General features: G+C 70.1%; 14 protein-coding genes. 7 read left to right on the forward strand and 7 right to left on the reverse strand.

Going from position 1 to position 15372, the window contains the following annotated elements:
• The first annotated feature begins 1 nt into the window (after position 1).
• A complete protein-coding gene (locus QSV35_RS09230; protein ID WP_286288409.1) occupies positions 2 to 499 on the forward strand; it encodes a phage tail protein in 498 nt (165 codons plus the stop codon).
• An 11-nt stretch (positions 500 to 510) separates the two neighbouring features.
• Positions 511 to 1032 carry a phage tail protein gene (locus tag QSV35_RS09235; protein WP_286288410.1) on the forward strand — a complete coding sequence of 174 codons (522 nt, stop codon included), beginning with the start codon at positions 511 to 513 and terminating at the stop codon, positions 1030 to 1032.
• A gap of 4 nt (positions 1033 to 1036) precedes the next feature.
• On the opposite strand, the gene QSV35_RS09240 is transcribed toward QSV35_RS09235, so the two are convergent.
• Positions 1037 to 1576 carry an ArsR/SmtB family transcription factor gene (locus QSV35_RS09240; RefSeq protein WP_286288411.1) on the reverse strand — a complete coding sequence of 180 codons (540 nt, stop codon included), beginning with the start codon at positions 1574 to 1576 and terminating at the stop codon, positions 1037 to 1039.
• Between the two features lie 53 nt (positions 1577 to 1629).
• Between QSV35_RS09240 and QSV35_RS09245 the strand changes: the two genes are divergently transcribed.
• Positions 1630 to 2943: an MFS transporter gene (locus QSV35_RS09245; RefSeq protein WP_286288412.1), complete on the forward strand. Its 1314-nt coding sequence runs from the start codon at positions 1630 to 1632 to the stop codon at positions 2941 to 2943.
• A 96-nt stretch (positions 2944 to 3039) separates the two neighbouring features.
• On the forward strand, positions 3040 to 4365 hold the full coding sequence (locus QSV35_RS09250) for an MFS transporter (RefSeq protein WP_286288413.1): 1326 nt from the start codon (positions 3040 to 3042) through the stop codon (positions 4363 to 4365).
• 16 nt (positions 4366 to 4381) lie between these two features.
• Here QSV35_RS09250 and QSV35_RS09255 read toward each other — a convergent pair whose 3' ends face one another.
• Complete coding sequence (locus QSV35_RS09255; protein WP_286288414.1) at positions 4382 to 5365, reverse strand: Lrp/AsnC family transcriptional regulator; 984 nt, start codon at positions 5363 to 5365, stop codon at positions 4382 to 4384.
• An 87-nt stretch (positions 5366 to 5452) separates the two neighbouring features.
• Between QSV35_RS09255 and QSV35_RS09260 the strand changes: the two genes are divergently transcribed.
• On the forward strand, positions 5453 to 6871 hold the full coding sequence (locus QSV35_RS09260; protein WP_286288415.1) for a M28 family peptidase: 1419 nt from the start codon (positions 5453 to 5455) through the stop codon (positions 6869 to 6871).
• Positions 6868 to 7887, forward strand: coding sequence for an alpha/beta hydrolase family protein (locus QSV35_RS09265; RefSeq protein ID WP_286288416.1), 1020 nt, complete (start codon positions 6868 to 6870; stop codon positions 7885 to 7887). Before QSV35_RS09260 ends, QSV35_RS09265 begins: the two co-directional genes overlap by 4 nt.
• A 1-nt stretch (position 7888) precedes the next feature.
• On the opposite strand, the gene QSV35_RS09270 is transcribed toward QSV35_RS09265, so the two are convergent.
• Positions 7889 to 10078: an ATP-dependent Clp protease ATP-binding subunit gene (locus tag QSV35_RS09270; RefSeq protein ID WP_286288417.1), complete on the reverse strand. Its 2190-nt coding sequence runs from the start codon at positions 10076 to 10078 to the stop codon at positions 7889 to 7891.
• 151 nt (positions 10079 to 10229) lie between these two features.
• Between QSV35_RS09270 and QSV35_RS09275 the strand changes: the two genes are divergently transcribed.
• Positions 10230 to 10397, forward strand: a complete 168-nt coding sequence (locus QSV35_RS09275) for a hypothetical protein (RefSeq protein ID WP_286288418.1) — start codon at positions 10230 to 10232, stop codon at positions 10395 to 10397.
• A 4-nt stretch (positions 10398 to 10401) separates the two neighbouring features.
• Here the strand turns inward: QSV35_RS09275 and QSV35_RS09280 are convergent, their stop codons facing one another.
• From QSV35_RS09280 to QSV35_RS09295, 4 genes are all read right to left on the reverse strand, one after another.
• Positions 10402 to 12078, reverse strand: coding sequence for a SulP family inorganic anion transporter (locus QSV35_RS09280; RefSeq protein ID WP_286288419.1), 1677 nt, complete (start codon positions 12076 to 12078; stop codon positions 10402 to 10404).
• Between the two features lie 46 nt (positions 12079 to 12124).
• A complete protein-coding gene (locus tag QSV35_RS09285) occupies positions 12125 to 13393 on the reverse strand; it encodes a glycosyltransferase (RefSeq protein WP_286288420.1) in 1269 nt (422 codons plus the stop codon).
• A gap of 15 nt (positions 13394 to 13408) precedes the next feature.
• The gene (locus tag QSV35_RS09290) at positions 13409 to 14641 is read right to left on the reverse strand and encodes a glycosyltransferase (protein ID WP_286288421.1); all 1233 of its coding nucleotides are present in this window, start codon (positions 14639 to 14641) and stop codon (positions 13409 to 13411) included.
• Between the two features lie 165 nt (positions 14642 to 14806).
• Entirely contained in the window at positions 14807 to 15334 is a 528-nt protein-coding gene (locus QSV35_RS09295) for a DUF1269 domain-containing protein (RefSeq protein WP_286288422.1), read from the reverse strand.
• Positions 15335 to 15372: the final 38 nt, after the last annotated feature.

Genomic DNA, 15372 nt, shown 5'->3' on the forward strand with positions numbered 1-15372 from the left:
CATGACCGAGCCGTTCCTGGGTGAGATCCGCCGGGTCTCCTTCAATTTCGCGCCGAAGGGATGGGCGATGTGCAATGGAAGCCTGCTCTCCATCGCCCAGAACCAGGCGCTGTTCGCGCTGCTCGGCACGACGTGGGGCGGCAACGGTGTGACGACGTTCGGCCTCCCCGACCTGCGCGACCGCATCGCGTTCGGCGCGGGCTCGGCGCTCACTCAGGGCGCGGCGGGAGGCGAGGCGACGCACACGCTGACCGTCTCGGAGATGCCGCCGCACACCCATCTGCCGCTCGCGACCGCGTCCGCCGCGACCACCGCAGATCCGACCGGCGCCACGTGGGCGAGCACCCCGCAACCGGCCTACGCGACGAGTGCCGCGATGGCGCTCGACGCGTCAGCGATCGGTAAGGCGGGCAGCGATCAGCCGCACGAGAACATGCCGCCGTACCTCGCGATCAACCACATCATCGCCCTCCAGGGCATCTTCCCCTCGCAGACCTGACCGGAGGACACATGAGCGACCCGTTCGTCGGCGAGATCCGCACCGTCGGCTTCAACTTCGCCCCCAAAGGCTGGGCGATGTGTTCCGGCCAGCTGATCCCCATCTCGCAGAACACGGCCCTGTTCTCCCTCCTCGGCACGTACTACGGCGGGAACGGGACGTCGAACTTCGCCCTGCCGAACCTCAACGGCGTGATGGTGATCGGCCAGGGGCAGGGCCCCGGACTGTCGCTGCGCGACATCGGCGAGATCGGCGGAGCGAGCGCCGTCTCCCTCGTCCAGGACGAGCTGCCCCCGCACACGCATCAACCGATCGGATCGACGGCGACCGCGACGTCCGGCGAGCCGCAGAACCTCACGTGGGCGGAGCCGCGTCTCGGCCGGGCGCAGCGCGCCGCATACGCACCCACCCCCTCCACTCCCATGGCTCCCCTGGGAATGACCGGGGGTGGAGCGGCGCACAACAACATGCCGCCGTACCTCGCGATGTACTACGTGATCGCACTGCAAGGCGTCTACCCGCCTCGCTCCTGACGCTTCAGGCGCCGGCGGAGGGCGGGTTCACGTCGGGATGCAGAGCGGTGAACAGCGAGTAGGTCTCGCCGCCCGCATCCGGCCCGCGCTGCTTGAACTCCTCCAGCAGGTCGCCGAGGCGATCCTCGAGCTCGGCTTTGTGCTCGGGGGTGAGCTTGAGGCCGAGCCAGGAGACGTGGAGCTCGTCGGGCGCGACGCCCTCGATCTGCTGCAGGAACGTCTCGACGAGCACGGGCGCGCCCTCGGGGATCGACGTGCGCCACGAGAGTCCGGTCGCGCGATACGGAACCTCGCGCGCTCCCTGCCGCCCCGCCCGCGGCTCCTCGGCGACGAGGTAGCCGGTCTGCACGAGCGTGCGGACGTGGTGGAGCATCGTTCCGGGATTCACGCCGAGCAGCTCGGCGAGCTCCTTGTTCGTGCGAGCCTCGAACGCGCACAGCCGCAGCACGCGCATGCGCAGCGGCGAACTCAGCGCCCGCGCGCGCGCCTGGCTCTCGGCATCCTCATCCGCGAGGCTGGCCCGGACCTTCTCGTCGTCCCCCATGTCGCGAGTCTACTGGTTGACAAGTCCCAATCGGAAGGTGCAGACTGATTGACATGTCTCAATCAGCGGAGGTCGCGACCGACGAAGAGGTCGCGCAGAAGCGGTCTCTGTGGCACGACCGCAACTTCCTGACCCTGTGGAGCGGCCAGGCGCTCAGCCAGTTCGGCGCGCAGATCTCGATGCTCGGCATCCCGGTGCTGGCCGTCGTGCTGCTGGAGGCGACCGCGTTCCAGGTGGGGGTGCTGGATGCTGCGGGCCTCGTCGCCTTCCTCGTCATCGGCCTTCCGGCCGGCGCCTGGGTCGACCGGATGCGCAAGCGTCACGTGATGATCTGGGCCGACGGCGTGCGCGCGCTCGCGATCGCCTCGATCCCGATCCTGTGGGTGACGGGCTCCCTCCACATCTGGCAGCTCTACGCCGTGGCGTTCGTCATCGGCGTCGCCACCGTGTTCTTCGACGTGTCGTACCAGAGCATCATCCCGTCGCTCGTGAAGCCCGACCAGATCGCCGAGGCCAACGGCAAGCTCGAATCGACCCAGCAGGTCGCGCACCTCGCCGGCCCGGCGTTCGCGGGCGGGCTCATCTCGCTCGTGTCGGCGCCGTTCGCAATGGTCGTCACGTCGTTCACGTACGTGGCATCCTTCGTCGCGCTGCTGTTCACGCGCGACCACGAGGTCCGCCGCCCCGCCCACGAGCACGAGCCCCTCCTGCGCGAGATCGGCGAGGGCCTGCGCTGGGTGTTCGGCAACCGCTACCTGCGACGCATCGTCGGGACGACCGGCACCTCGAACTTCTTCAACACCGTGTCGATGACGATGCTGCCGATCTTCCTGCTGCGCGAACTCGGAATGACGGCCGCCGCCATGGGCCTCATCCTCTCCCTCGGCGCGGTGGGTGGGGTCGTCGGCGCGATCGCGACGCCGCACATCGTGCGCTGGGTCGGCGAGGGCCGCGCCATCCCCCTCTCCGCGATCGCGTTCTCGGTCGTGGCGGTCTTCCTGCCGCTCGCGGCGATGACGCCCGCCATCGCGTTCCCCCTGCTCGTGGTGCAGGGATTCGTCGCGAGCTTCACGGTGCTCGTCTACAACATCACGCAGGTGACCTTCCGTCAGCGGATCACCCCGCCGCGCCTCCTCGGCCGCATGAACGCGTCGGTGCGCTTCGTCGTGTGGGGCGTCATGCCGATCGCATCGCTCCTCGCGGGGCTCCTCGGCACGTGGCTCGGGATCGTCCCCACGATGTGGATCGGCGCGATCGGCCAGCTCGCCTCCGCCCTCTTCGTCGTGATCGGGCCGTTCTGGCTCATGCGCACGCTTCCCGGCGCCGCGGAGGAGGCGGATGCGGGAGAGGTGGATGCCACGGCCTGAGCCGCGCGGACGGATCACCCGACCGCGGGGCCGTTCAATGACGGATCCGACCCAAGGACATCGGCGGATCGAAGGGGCGCCTCTACGATCGCCTCCATGACCGCCCTTTCGCGCGGCACGCGCGCCGGATACGCACTCGGAGGCATCGCCTCCGGCACGTACGGCACCGTGCCCGGCCTGATCCTGATGCCGTTCCTCACCGACCTCCTCGGCGTCGACGCGGCCATCGCGGGTCTGATCGTGTTCGCGCCGAAGGCGTGGGATTTCTTCCTCAACCCCATCGCAGGGCGGCTGAGCGACCGGTCGAAGCATCCGCGCGACCGTCGACGGCCGTTCATCCTGCGGGCCGGCATCCTGCTCGCCCTCGCGTTCCTGGCGATGTTCTTCGGCCCGACGGAACCACCGGTCGCTGCGGCACTCTGGGTGCTGGTGTTGTTCCTCGCCAGCGCGACGGTGTACGCGTTCTTCCAGGTGCCGTACCTCGCGATGTCGGCCGAGATCACCGACGACTATTCCGAACGCACGCGGCTCGTCACCTGGCGCGTGATCGTCTTCACGCTGGCGATCCTCATCTCCGGGGCGACGGCACCGGCCCTCGTCGAACTCGTCGGCGGGGTGGCCGGGTATCGGATCATGGCCGGCGCGATGGCCGTGCTCATCCTGATCGGGACGGCGGGCGTGTGGTGGGGCACGCGGCATGTCGGCCTCACCCGCACCGAGGTCGCTGGCGGGCGCCTGTTCGAGCAGCTCGGCATCGTGCTGCGCGACCGCGACGCCCGGTCGCTCATCGTCGCCTATGTGCTGCAGGCGGTCGCGATCGGCATGGTCCTCGGCGGGGTCGTCTACGTTGCGAGGCACGTCGTGCACGACCCGAGTGCGGCCACGATCGCGTTCGTGTGCTTCGTCGCACCCGCGGTCGTGCTGACCCCGGTGTGGTCGATGCTCGGGCGGCGGGTCGGGAAGAAGGGCGGGTTCACGGCGGCGACGGTCGTCATGATGGTCGGCTTGCTCGCTCTCCTGAGCGCCCGAGCAGGAACGACACCGATGCTGATCGCGTCCGGGATCGTCGGAGTCGGCTATGCGGGGGCGCAGCTCTTCCCCCTCGCGATGCTGCCCGACATCGCCGCGGAGGATGCCAAGCGCAGCGGCGTCAACCGGATCGGGATGATCTCGGGCGTGTGGTCGGGGTTCGAGCTCCTCGGCTATGCGCTGGGGCCCGCGCTGCTCGGAGTCGTGCTCAGCATCGGCGGCTATGTCGCCTCCAGCGGAAGCACCGTCCCGCAGCCCGAGAGCGCGCAGTGGGCGATCGTCCTCGGCGTCTCGCTGATCCCCGCATCGCTGTGCGCGATCAGCCTCGTGCCCCTGCGCCGCTACCGCCTGGACGACCGGCTGCGGGCGGAGGCGCAGACGCAGACGGTCTGATCCGCCCACCGCAGTGCTACCAGCGCAGCGGCACCCGCTCGATCGAGCGCCCGGCAGCGTCGAGCAGATGTCCGTTCCGCTTGATCTCGCGCAGCACCGTCCAGCGATCCGTGACCTCGACCTTATCGCCCCATGCGCGCTCGATCCGCGGAAGAGCGGTCAGCGACCGGGCGCGCGCGCACACGAAGAGCGGCGCGGACCCGACCAGCACTCCCACCCGATGCGTCTCCGGGAGCCTCGAGGCGCGGGCGGCGGCCTCCTCGACGTCCCCGGAGCGCGCCCACAGCACGGCACCGCGCCGATAGCCCGCCGCCGGCATCGCCAGATCGCACCCGAGGCGCAGGAGTCCCGCTCCGACGGCACGGTCCACCGTCCGCCGGGCCGTCGCCTCGGAGACGCCGAGGCGCTGCGCGAGGGTCGCCGCCGGCATCCGGGGATCGTCGTCGAGGGTGTCCGCGACCTCTGCCACGACCTCCGGCCGAGGGATGCGGGCGGCCCCGCCGTCGTGCTCGTCACGGACCGCCCGCTGCTGCGACCGGGACAGCACGCGCAGCCGCCAGCCGGAGTCCTCCGCGACGATGGCCGCCGCGACATCCATCCGCCGCACGCGCGCACCGGCGTCCGCGATCTCGCGCACCCGGTCGCCGAGGAGCGGAAGCCCGCCGGTGCCCGCGACGAGGACGAGGACTCCGGCGGACGTGTCGTCGGCGCTGAGCACCCAGGGCCGCCGAACGACCGCCGCGACGACATCCGCAGACGTGCGGCGATCGAGCAGCACGATCGCGACATCCGTCGTCGACGACCATCGTTCGGGCGTCGGCCACGCGGTGAGCCATGCCAGCGACTCCTCGCGCAGCGCGTGCCAGTGCCGCGCGACCGTCGCGGCATCCGCTCCGACCGCCGCAGCGATACGCGTCCACGGGGCGCGCGCATCGATCTGCAGAGCCTGCACGATCGCGAGGTCCAACTCGTCGAGTGCACGCGCGTCGTCGATATCCATGTGACGAATCGTATGCATGATTCACGCCTGGTTGAAGGATCCCGGAAGAATAGGACCGGTGATGCGTCCTCTCCCTACTGTCAGAGCATGCATGTGACCGAATCGTCGATCATGGCGAGCATCGAGGATCTCGTGGCGATGTCGCCGCGCGCCACGGGATCCGCGGGAGGCGAGTCCGCGGCCGCATACGTCGAGCGCCGGTTCGCGGAGGCGGGGCTCGACACGCAGGTGCTCGAGGTGCCGTCGTTCTCGTGGACCGCCGAGTGCAGCCTGCAGATCGGGGACGACGACATCCCGTGCGCGCCGGTCCTGCACTCGGGTCTGGCCGCCCACGACTGGACGGGCACCGCAGACCACCAGCTCGACGCGCCGGTCGTCGACATCGGCACAGACCGCGTGCGGCGGCATGACGTGCGCGGAGCCATCGTGCTGTTCGATCTGACCTTCGACATGACCGTGGCGCATTCGCTGCCGCTCACCCTCTACCTGCACGACCCCGGCCGCCGGGTGTTCCGCCGTGAGGTCCTCGCGAGCCGCAACCCGTACGTGACCTCCCTTGCCCGGACGATGACCGAGGCGGCAGCGGGCGGCGCGGTCGGCGTCATCGGTGTACTGCGCGATTATCCGGATTCCCGGAACTATCACAACGAGTACTACCGGCGAACGCTGTTCCCGCTGCCCGGCGTGTCGGTGACGCGGGCCGAGGGGCTGCGGTTGCGCGGGCTGCTGCAGCACACCCCCCGCGCCCGGCTGCGCCTCGACATCGCGCGACGGGAGGTCGTCTCACGCAGCGTGATCGGCGTCCTGCCCGGACGCACGGCCGACACGATCATGATCCAGTCGCATCACGACTCGATCGGGCCCGGCGCCGTCGAGGACGCGTCCGGTACGGCCGAGGTCATCGCCCTCGCCGAGCACTTCGGCGCCCAGGCCGCCGCCGGACGCATCCGGGAGAAGACGCTCCTGTTCGTGACATTCGACACGCATTTCACCGGCTACCAGGCCCATCGGGAGTTCGCCCGTCGGTATGTGCTCGCCCGGCGCACCCCGTGGAACATCGTGCTCAATGCGACGATCGAGCACATCGGACTGCGCGCCGTCGAAGGGCCCGACGGCGGCTTCGCCTCGACCGGGGAGACCGAGCCGCGCGGCGTCTTCGTGAATGTGAATCCCGCGTTCACGGTGCGGATCGGCCGCGCCGTGCGCCGACACGGCCTCCACGGCACGAGCCTGCTCGGCGCCGGGCTGCTCGAGTTCTTCGCCGGCGGGATCCCGACCGACGCATCCTTCACCTTCGTGTCCGGGGTGCCGACGATCAGTCTCATCTCCGGCCCGCTGTACCTGTACGACGACGCCGACACCATCGACCGGATCGATCGTGCGCAGCTCCTGCCCGTGGCGAGGTTCTTCGCGGACATCGTGGATGACGCGGACGGCCGGCGCGGGACCCTCCTCGGAACGATGCCCGCTCGCCTGCGCCGCTTGCTGCCGCGGGGGCGCTGGTGATCAGGATCGTGGCGTTCCCGGCACGCGCGGTCGACGGCGGCGTGCAGGAGCAGACGGGGATGCTGATGCTCCCCGCATCCCCCGCCCCGCGCGGCGGATACCCGGTCGTCGTCTACGGGCACATGACGACCGGCGGTTCTGCGCGCTCCGCGCCGAGCACCGCGACGCCCGCCCATCCGGAGTGGCGGCGGATGTCGCAGGGCGACGCGCTGTGCGATCGGCTCGTCGCCCGCGGGATCGCGGTGCTGCGCCCCGACTACGAGGGGATCGGCGGCCCCGGCGTCCACCCTTATCTGATCGGGTCGTCGCTCGCCGAGTCCGTCCTGGCGATGATGCGGGAGCGCGACTCGTTCGACGCCGATCTCGGCGACATGTGGGTGGCCGCCGGGCACTCCGAGGGGGCCGTCGCCGCACTGCACGCGTCCGCACGGGAGGAGCCCGACGCGCAGGCGCGCCTCGTCGGCACCGCCGTGTTCGGTCCCGTCACCCGCATGGACGTCAGCATCGGGGCGGCCCGCCGCATCGCGGTGCCGTTTCCCGGTTCCGGCGTCGTCTCCGCGCTCATCGCGCTGATGCTGCGTGGAGCCGCGGCGACCGATGCGGGGATGCGGCGGCTCCTGGAGACCGACGGGCTCAGCGAGCGCGCCGCCGAGCGTTGGGCCGACCTCGACGAGCTGTGCCTCACGGAGCTCGCCGCCGACGGTTCGTGGGGCGGGATCGCGCCAGGGCGCATCGGCGGGCGGGCCGGCGACGAGCTGTTCGCGATGCTCGCCGCGTCCTTCCGCGCCAACGAGGTCGCCGCGCTTCGCGGGTTCCGCGCACCGCTGCGGATCGACGCCGCCCGGTTCGACGAGGTCGCGCCGGCACCCCTCACGGCCCGGATGCTCCGCGGCTACCGCTCCGCAGGCGTTCCGCTCGACAGCGCGTGGTGGCCGACCCACCACTCGGGCATGATGCGGCCGCAGCACGCCCCGTCGCGGGCGGCGGAGTGGATCGCCGCCCGCTTCGCCGGGTGACCTACTCGTCGATGAGCTCCGCGTCGATGATGTCGTCGACGTCCGACGGCCCGTCGCTCGTGAGCACGAGCGCGGAGCCGTCGGCCGCGACATCCACCCGCACGACGTCGCCGTCGCGCACGCGGCCCGCGAGCAGAGCCATCGCGAGGCGGTCCTGGATCTCCGACTGCATGAGCCGGCGGAGGGGCCGCGCGCCGAACACCGGGTCGTAGCCGCGCTCGGCGAGCCAGGCGCGGGCGTCGGGCGTGACCGCGAGGGTGAGCCGGCGTTCGCGCAGACGTCGCTGCAGCACGTCGACCGACAGCTCGACGATCTGCGCGAGGTCGTCCTCGCTGAGCGCCTGGAACATCACGATGTCGTCGAGGCGGTTCAGGAACTCCGGCTTGAACGCCTGGCGCACGATCGCCATGACGGTGTCCCGCTTCTCATCGGTAGACAGCGTCGGGTCGATCAGCACGGGCGAGCCGAGGTTCGACGTCAGGATCAGGATCACGTTGGTGAAGTCGACCGTGCGGCCCTGACCATCGGTCAGGCGCCCGTCGTCCATCACCTGCAGCAGGACGTCGAAGACCTCGGGATGCGCCTTCTCGACCTCGTCGAGGAGCACCACCGAGTACGGACGACGGCGCACAGCCTCGGTCAGCTGACCGCCCTGCTCGTAGCCGACATACCCGGGAGGGGCGCCGACGAGGCGCGACACCGTGTGCTTCTCCCCGTATTCCGACATGTCGATGCGCACCATGGCGTGCTCGTCGTCGAAGAGGAACTCCGCGAGCGCCTTGGCGAGCTCGGTCTTGCCGACGCCGGTCGGGCCGAGGAAGAGGAACGAGCCGGTCGGCCGGTTCGGGTCGCTGATGCCCGCGCGGGAGCGGCGCACCGCATCCGCCACCGCCTTCACGGCGTCCTTCTGGCCGATGAGGCGTCTGCCCAACTCGGCCTCGAGGTGGAGCAGCTTCTCGGTCTCGCCCTGCAGGAGGCGGCCGACCGGGATGCCGGTCCACGCCGCGATGACCGCGGCGATGTCCTCGTCGGTGACCTGGTCGCCGACCATGCGATCCTCGACGGACTCCTGCTGCTCAGCCACCATCAGCTCGCGCTCGAGACTCGGGATCTCGCCGTAGAGCAGGCGCGACGCCCGCTCGAGATTGCCCTCTCGCTGTGCGCGCTCGGCTTCGCCGCGCGCCTTGTCGAGCTTCGTCTTCAGGTCGCCGACCCGATTCAGGGTCGCGCGCTCCTGCTCCCACCGCGCCTGCAGGCCGTCCAGACGCGCCTGTTCGCCCGCGAGCTGCTCCCGCAGCGACGCGAGCCGCTCCTTCGAGGCGTCGTCCTTCTCCTTCTTCAGGGCGAGCTCCTCGAGCTTCAGCCGGTCGACGTGGCGGCGCAGCTCGTCGATCTCGAGCGGCGCGGAGTCGATCTCCATGCGCAGCCGCGACGCGGCCTCGTCGATGAGGTCGATGGCCTTGTCCGGCAGCTGCCGCGAGGGGATGTAGCGGTGCGAGAGGGATGCGGCGGCCACCAGCGCGGCATCCGCGATCGCCACCTTGTGGTGCGCCTCGTAGCGCTCCTTGAGGCCACGCAGGATCGCGATGGTGTCCTCGACGGAGGGCTCACCGACATAGACCTGCTGGAAGCGGCGCTCGAGCGCGGCATCCTTCTCGATGAACTCGCGGTACTCGTTGAGCGTGGTCGCCCCGATGAGCCGCAGCTCACCGCGCGCGAGCATGGGCTTGAGCATGTTGGATGCCGCGACGGACCCTTCGCCGCCGCCCGCGCCCATGAGCACGTGCAGCTCGTCGATGAACGTGATGATGCGGCCGTCGGACTCGGTGATCTCCTTGAGCACGCTCTTCAGGCGCTCCTCGAACTGGCCGCGGTACATCGCACCGGCGACCAGCGCGGAGATGTCGATTGTGACGAGCTCCTTGTCCTTGAGAGACTCGGCGACGTCGCCCGCGACGATGCGCTGGGCGAGGCCTTCGACGACGGCGGTCTTGCCGACGCCCGGCTCGCCGATCAGGACGGGGTTGTTCTTCGTGCGGCGGGTCAGCACCTGGCTGACCCTGCGGATCTCGCTGTCCCGCCCGATGACGGGGTCGAGCTTGCCCTGACGGGCGCGGTCGGTGAGGTTGATGCCGAATTGCTCGAGGGCGCTCTTCGACTCCTCCTGACCCGGCTGCTGCGTGGCGTTCATCTGTCTCCTAGAAAGCTTCGGAACTCAAAGTTGAGTCACCTGCACTCAAGTTTACTCCCACGCCCGTCTCTCCGCAATCGCGAGCGCACGCACCCCCGTGCGGCGCGGGGAGTGCGGGAGGACAATGAAGAAAGCAAAGGAGGGAGCTCCGATGTTCCAGACCATGGTCTACACGCTCTGCTTCCCGGGTGCGGCTCAATGCGGCACGCGAGAGGTCGTGGACTACACGTCCGCGATCTACCCGGTCGGCATCCTGCTCATCGCGGCGGTCGTCGGGTTGATCATCGGGCTGACGAGGAATCGCAGGCGCGAGCGCTGAGCCGTCACGCGGAATCCCTCTCCGCGATCTCGCGCATCGCGTCGTCGTAGGCGCGCTGCACGGCAGCGCCGATCCACTCGTTGCCCTTGTACACGTTCCCGGCGCCGATGTCCGCGGTGAGCCCGCCGGCCTCGAGCCGGGCGATGACGGCGTCCTCCGCCGCGACCACCTTCAGCGACGAGCCGACGGCGCGCAGCTGATCCGCGTATCGGCGCAGCACATCCACGTGCGACAGTCCGATCTGGTCGATGCCGCGCAGACGCACGATGACGACCGAGCCGCTGGACGCCTGCCCCACGATCGGCAGCTGCTTCTCGAAGACCGGGGCGCTCGCGAAGAACAGGCTGCCGTAGGGCTGCAGCACGATCGCGCGCCCGCCGGGCACCTCGGTGGGCGGGTCGAGTTCGCGTGTGCGGCCGTCCGGCTCGATCGTGAGCTCGCGCACCCGGATGTGGTTCGACTGGTCGGCGACGTACAGGATGATGCCGAGCCCGACGCCGACGAGGACGGCGAACTGCAGAGGGATGACGAGGGTCAGCGCGAACGTGACGGTCATGATCGCGGCGGGCAGCGGCCCCGACTTGACGACCGAGTTGATACGGCTCGGCCGGACCGTGCCGACTCCGACGACGATGAGGAGCCCGGCGAGCGACGGCATCGCGATGTAGGACACGGCATCCGCCGCGAACAGGATGACGAGCGCCATGACCCCGCCCGCGATGAAGAGCGAGAGGCGCGACTTCGCGCCGGACTGGACGAGGATCGACGATCCGGACATCGAGCCGCCGACGGGCATGCCCTGGAAGATCCCGGAGACGATGTTGCCGGCGCCCTGGCCGAGGAAGTCGCGGTTGGCGTTCGCACGCTTGCCGTCCGCCGTCGGGATGCCGGCCGATACCGCCGCACCCTGCACGAGTCCGATGAAAGCGAGCGAGATCGCCGGGATCAGGAGGTTCGGCGCGTCTGCGAGGTCGGGGAGCACCGGCACCGGGAGCGACCGAGGGACCGTCACGATGTCCTTCAGCAGGGTCGCGGGGTGTCCCACCCAGAGGTTCAGGAGCGCGGCCGCGGCCGAGCCCACGATGACGGCGAGCACGAGGCTGAGGCTGCCGAGCCGGGTCGGGCGGAACGCGAGGATGACGAGCACCGTGATGGCGCCGACCACCAGCGACGGGATGCTCCAGTCCGGGAAGTGCAGCAGGATGTCGATGGTCTTGAAGAGGCGGTTGGCGCCGCGGCCCTGGTAGCCCGTGAGATTCGACAGCTGCCCGAGCACGATATTGATGCCGATGGCGGTGACGAACCCCGTCATGACCGCGGTCGGCACGAAGCTCACGAGCCGCCCGGCCCGTGCGAGCCCCGCGATCGCCATCACGACCCCGGTGAGCAGCGCGAGCGTCGAGAGGCTCCGATCCGGATCCGGCGCCGACGACAGTCCGGCGTCGGACACGACGAGCGCCATCGCGCTCGTCGCCTGCACCGCCATGAAGGCGCTGCTCGTGAGGATGGCCGCCCCGGTCATGCCGAAGAGATAGCCGTAGAGGCCCGCGAGCGGGTTCACCCCGGCGAGCACGCCCGCAGCCAGCCCGTCCGGCACCGCCTCGACGCCGAGGATCAGACCGGCGGCGGCATCCTTCCCCAGCGTCCTGCGCGAGAACCACGTCCTCGGATTCCATCCCACCCCCACACGGTAACGAAAACGTGCGGCTGTGGTCGGCAACCGCCGGCTATCGATGCCGCGCGAGCGCCCGTTCGTAGACCTCGATCATGGCGGCGGTGCGCGACGACTGGAGGAATCGCTCGGCGACCGCGGGATTCGGATGGAGCGCCCGCCCGGCCGCGACGTCCGCTGCCGCGGCGCGCAGGGCGACCGCGAGTGCCGGCACCGTGTCATCCGCAACCGGCCAGAAGCCCGACTCGAGCTCGGCGCCGATGTCGGGGTCGCTGACGACCGCGGGCGTTCCGAGCGTCGCGGCCTCGAACACCGTCATCCCCTGCGTCTCGAATCCGATCGAGGTCTGCACGACCGCATCCGCCCCCGCGATGCGGCGGAGGACGTCGGCGTACGGAACCCGGCCCGCGAAGACCACGCTCGCCGCCGGCTCGAGCTTCGCGACGAGGCGCTCCGCCGCGCGCAGCTGGCCGCCGCCGCCGATCACCTCGATGTCCGCGTCGATTCCGGAGAGGGCGACGGCCTCGAGGAACGGCAGCAGCCGCTTCTCCGGGCTCATGCGTCCCAGCCAGACGAGGTGCGGGCGGCCATCCGCCTTCGGCGGCGCCGTTGCGAGGACATCAGCCCGGATCTCGTCGTCGATCCCGTTCCAGATCACATCGACGCTCGGGAACACGCCGTGCCGCTCGAGCCGCCTGGCGAAGTGCGAGGACGGAGCCGTCACCGCATCCGAGCGCTCGGCCAACCGTCGCAGGTACGCCCACCCGTCACCGGAATCCGGAGATGCGCCCGAAGGAGGGAGTTCCTGCGCGGCATCCTCCGAAGAAGCCGCGACACTCCGGATTCCGGACGGCGCCGCGGGTCCGAGCGCGCGACGCTCCCACGCGTTGAGCACGCGCATCACGAGACCCGGGAACGGCGCGGTCGCCTCGATGCCGACGTCGACACGGTTGTGCATCGTGTGCACCACCGGCAGCCCGTGGCGTGCGGCGAACCGGTGCCCGATGAACGCGCCCCAGAAGTCGGCCTGCACGTGGACGAGGTCGACAGGCGGACGGTCGCGCATCGCCGCATCCAGCCACCGGTCGGTGCGACCGCCCGGCCACGTCATCGAGTACTCGCGATCGGGAGTGATCGGGATGGAGGGGAGGTCGAGGTACGCAGAGTCCTGCATCGCCTCGCGCGCCCGCCGCCCGTGCATGCGCGGCGCGACCACCGTCACCGTGTGCCCCGTGCGCTCGAGGTGCGTCTTCTGCAGACGCATCGACACCTGCGCTCCCCCGAGTGATTCGAGGTGCTGGTCGCCGAAGAAGACGATGTGCACGGTGTCCGCCTGTGCCTATGCGGGCAGCGGCTCGTCGCGGTACAGCGCCTCGAACGTGTCGAGCGTGCGATTGATGTCGTGCACCGAGACCAGGTCGAGGGACGCCTGCTGCATCCGCAGCCGCTCCTCCGGGGCCGCGGTCAGGACGTCCGTGAGCCGCGCGGCCATCTCGTCGACGTTCCCCGGCTCGAAGAGGTAGCCGTTCTCACCGTCGTGCACGAGGTGCGGCAGCGCCACGGCGTTCGCGGCGACGACCGGAAGCCCGGACGCCATCGCCTCCATCGTCGCGATCGACTGCAGCTCGGCGATGGATGCGATCGCGAACACGCTCGCGTGCGAGTAGAGGTCGCGCAGATCCTCGTCGGAGGTGTGCCCGTGGAACGTGACCCGGTCCTTCAGGCCGAGCTGCTGGGTGAGCAGCTCGAGGTTGCGCCGCTGATCGCCGCTGCCGACGATGTCGACGGTGACCGCGAGGGCGGGGTCGAGCTTCGCCGTCGCCTTCAGCAGGACGTCGATGTGCTTCTCGGTCGTCAGACGCCCGACGAACAGGATGCGGTTCGCATCCCGCGGCGTGAGATCCGGCGCGTAGTTGCGCATGTCGATGCCGCAGCTGACCGGGATGACGCCGGTGAGGCCGGTCGTCGCCTCGAGGAAGTCGGCGGCCTTGCGCGTCGGCGTCGTGACGGCGCGGGTGAGGTCGAACGTGCGCGTGGCGTCGTCCCACGCGAGCTTCACGACGACCTTGTCGAGGAACGGCGGCAGGGTCGTGAAGTCGACGATGTTCTCCGCCATCACGTGGTTCGTGGCGATGATCGGGATGCCGCGCTTGTGGGCCTCGCGCGCGAGTCCGCGCCCGATGACGATGTGCGACTGGATGTGCACCACATCCGGCTTGACCTCGTTGAGCACCTTGCGCGCGTAGTGCTTCGACATCCACGGCAGCACGAAGGTGAGCCAGTCGTGCGGGGCCCAGCGCCACGACGGCAGACGGTGCACCGTCATCGTCTGGCCCTCGATCTGCTCCCGGAACGTGCCGTGGTTGCTGTGCCCGATGCTCGGGGCCATGACGTGCACGTCGTCGCCGCGCGCGACGAGGCCGGCGGCGAGACGCTCGGCGAACCGGGCGGCGCCGTTGACGTGCGGGGCGAAGGTGTCTGCTCCGATGAGCACCGTCAAGGGGCGATGGTCGCCTTCCGGATGCGACGCACCTTCCGAGGAAGACGACGGCGGAGTGGCGGGGGAGGTCACGGGTCGGTGGCTGCTCTCTGTGGTGCGGCGCGCGGACGACCCAACTCTACCCGAGCGCATCCTGGGAGCCCGGGGAGGCGCCTGGCACGGGCGAGGCGAGACCGCGCCCGGGACGACGGAGGGGTGCGCGGAAGCGCGTTCCGCACACCCCTCGCTGCAGGGTCGTCAGGAGTCGAGGGCTCCCGAGACGTCGTTGGCCGACTTCTCGATGGCCTCCTGGAGCTTCTCGTAGTCGTCCTTGTCGACCGCCTTGCTGATCCGCTTCTCGGATCTCGTCAGCGCGGCCTCGACCTTGTCGGCCCACTTGTCGTCGACGATCGCGACGACGGCGGAGGATCCCGGCGGAAGGTACTCGTCGACATCCACGCCGAGCTCCTTCTCCTCGTGGCCCTTCTTGATCTTCCCGAGGATGGCGCCGATTCCGGCGCCGATCGCGGTGGCAGCCAGCAGCGGCGGCGCGAAGAGGCCGACGACGACGCCGGCGCCCGCGCCCCATGCGGCGCCGCGGCCCACCGTGCCGTCCTTGTGCTCCTTGACCGTCACCTTGCCCTTCGCGTCGCGCTCGAGGACGACGGCGCCGACGATCTCGTATTCGCCCTGCTCCTGGCCCGCCTTGAGCGCGTCGTAGTCGTCCTGCGCCGCATTCGCGTCGTTGTACGCGCCGACGACCAGCGCGAGGTTGTCCGAACCCATATTCGTTCCTTCCTCTCTATCGGAAACGTACTCGGGTC

Origin of the sequence: Microbacterium candidum (assembly GCF_030315975.1) — a bacterium.
Lineage (GTDB): Bacteria > Actinomycetota > Actinomycetes > Actinomycetales > Microbacteriaceae > Microbacterium > Microbacterium candidum.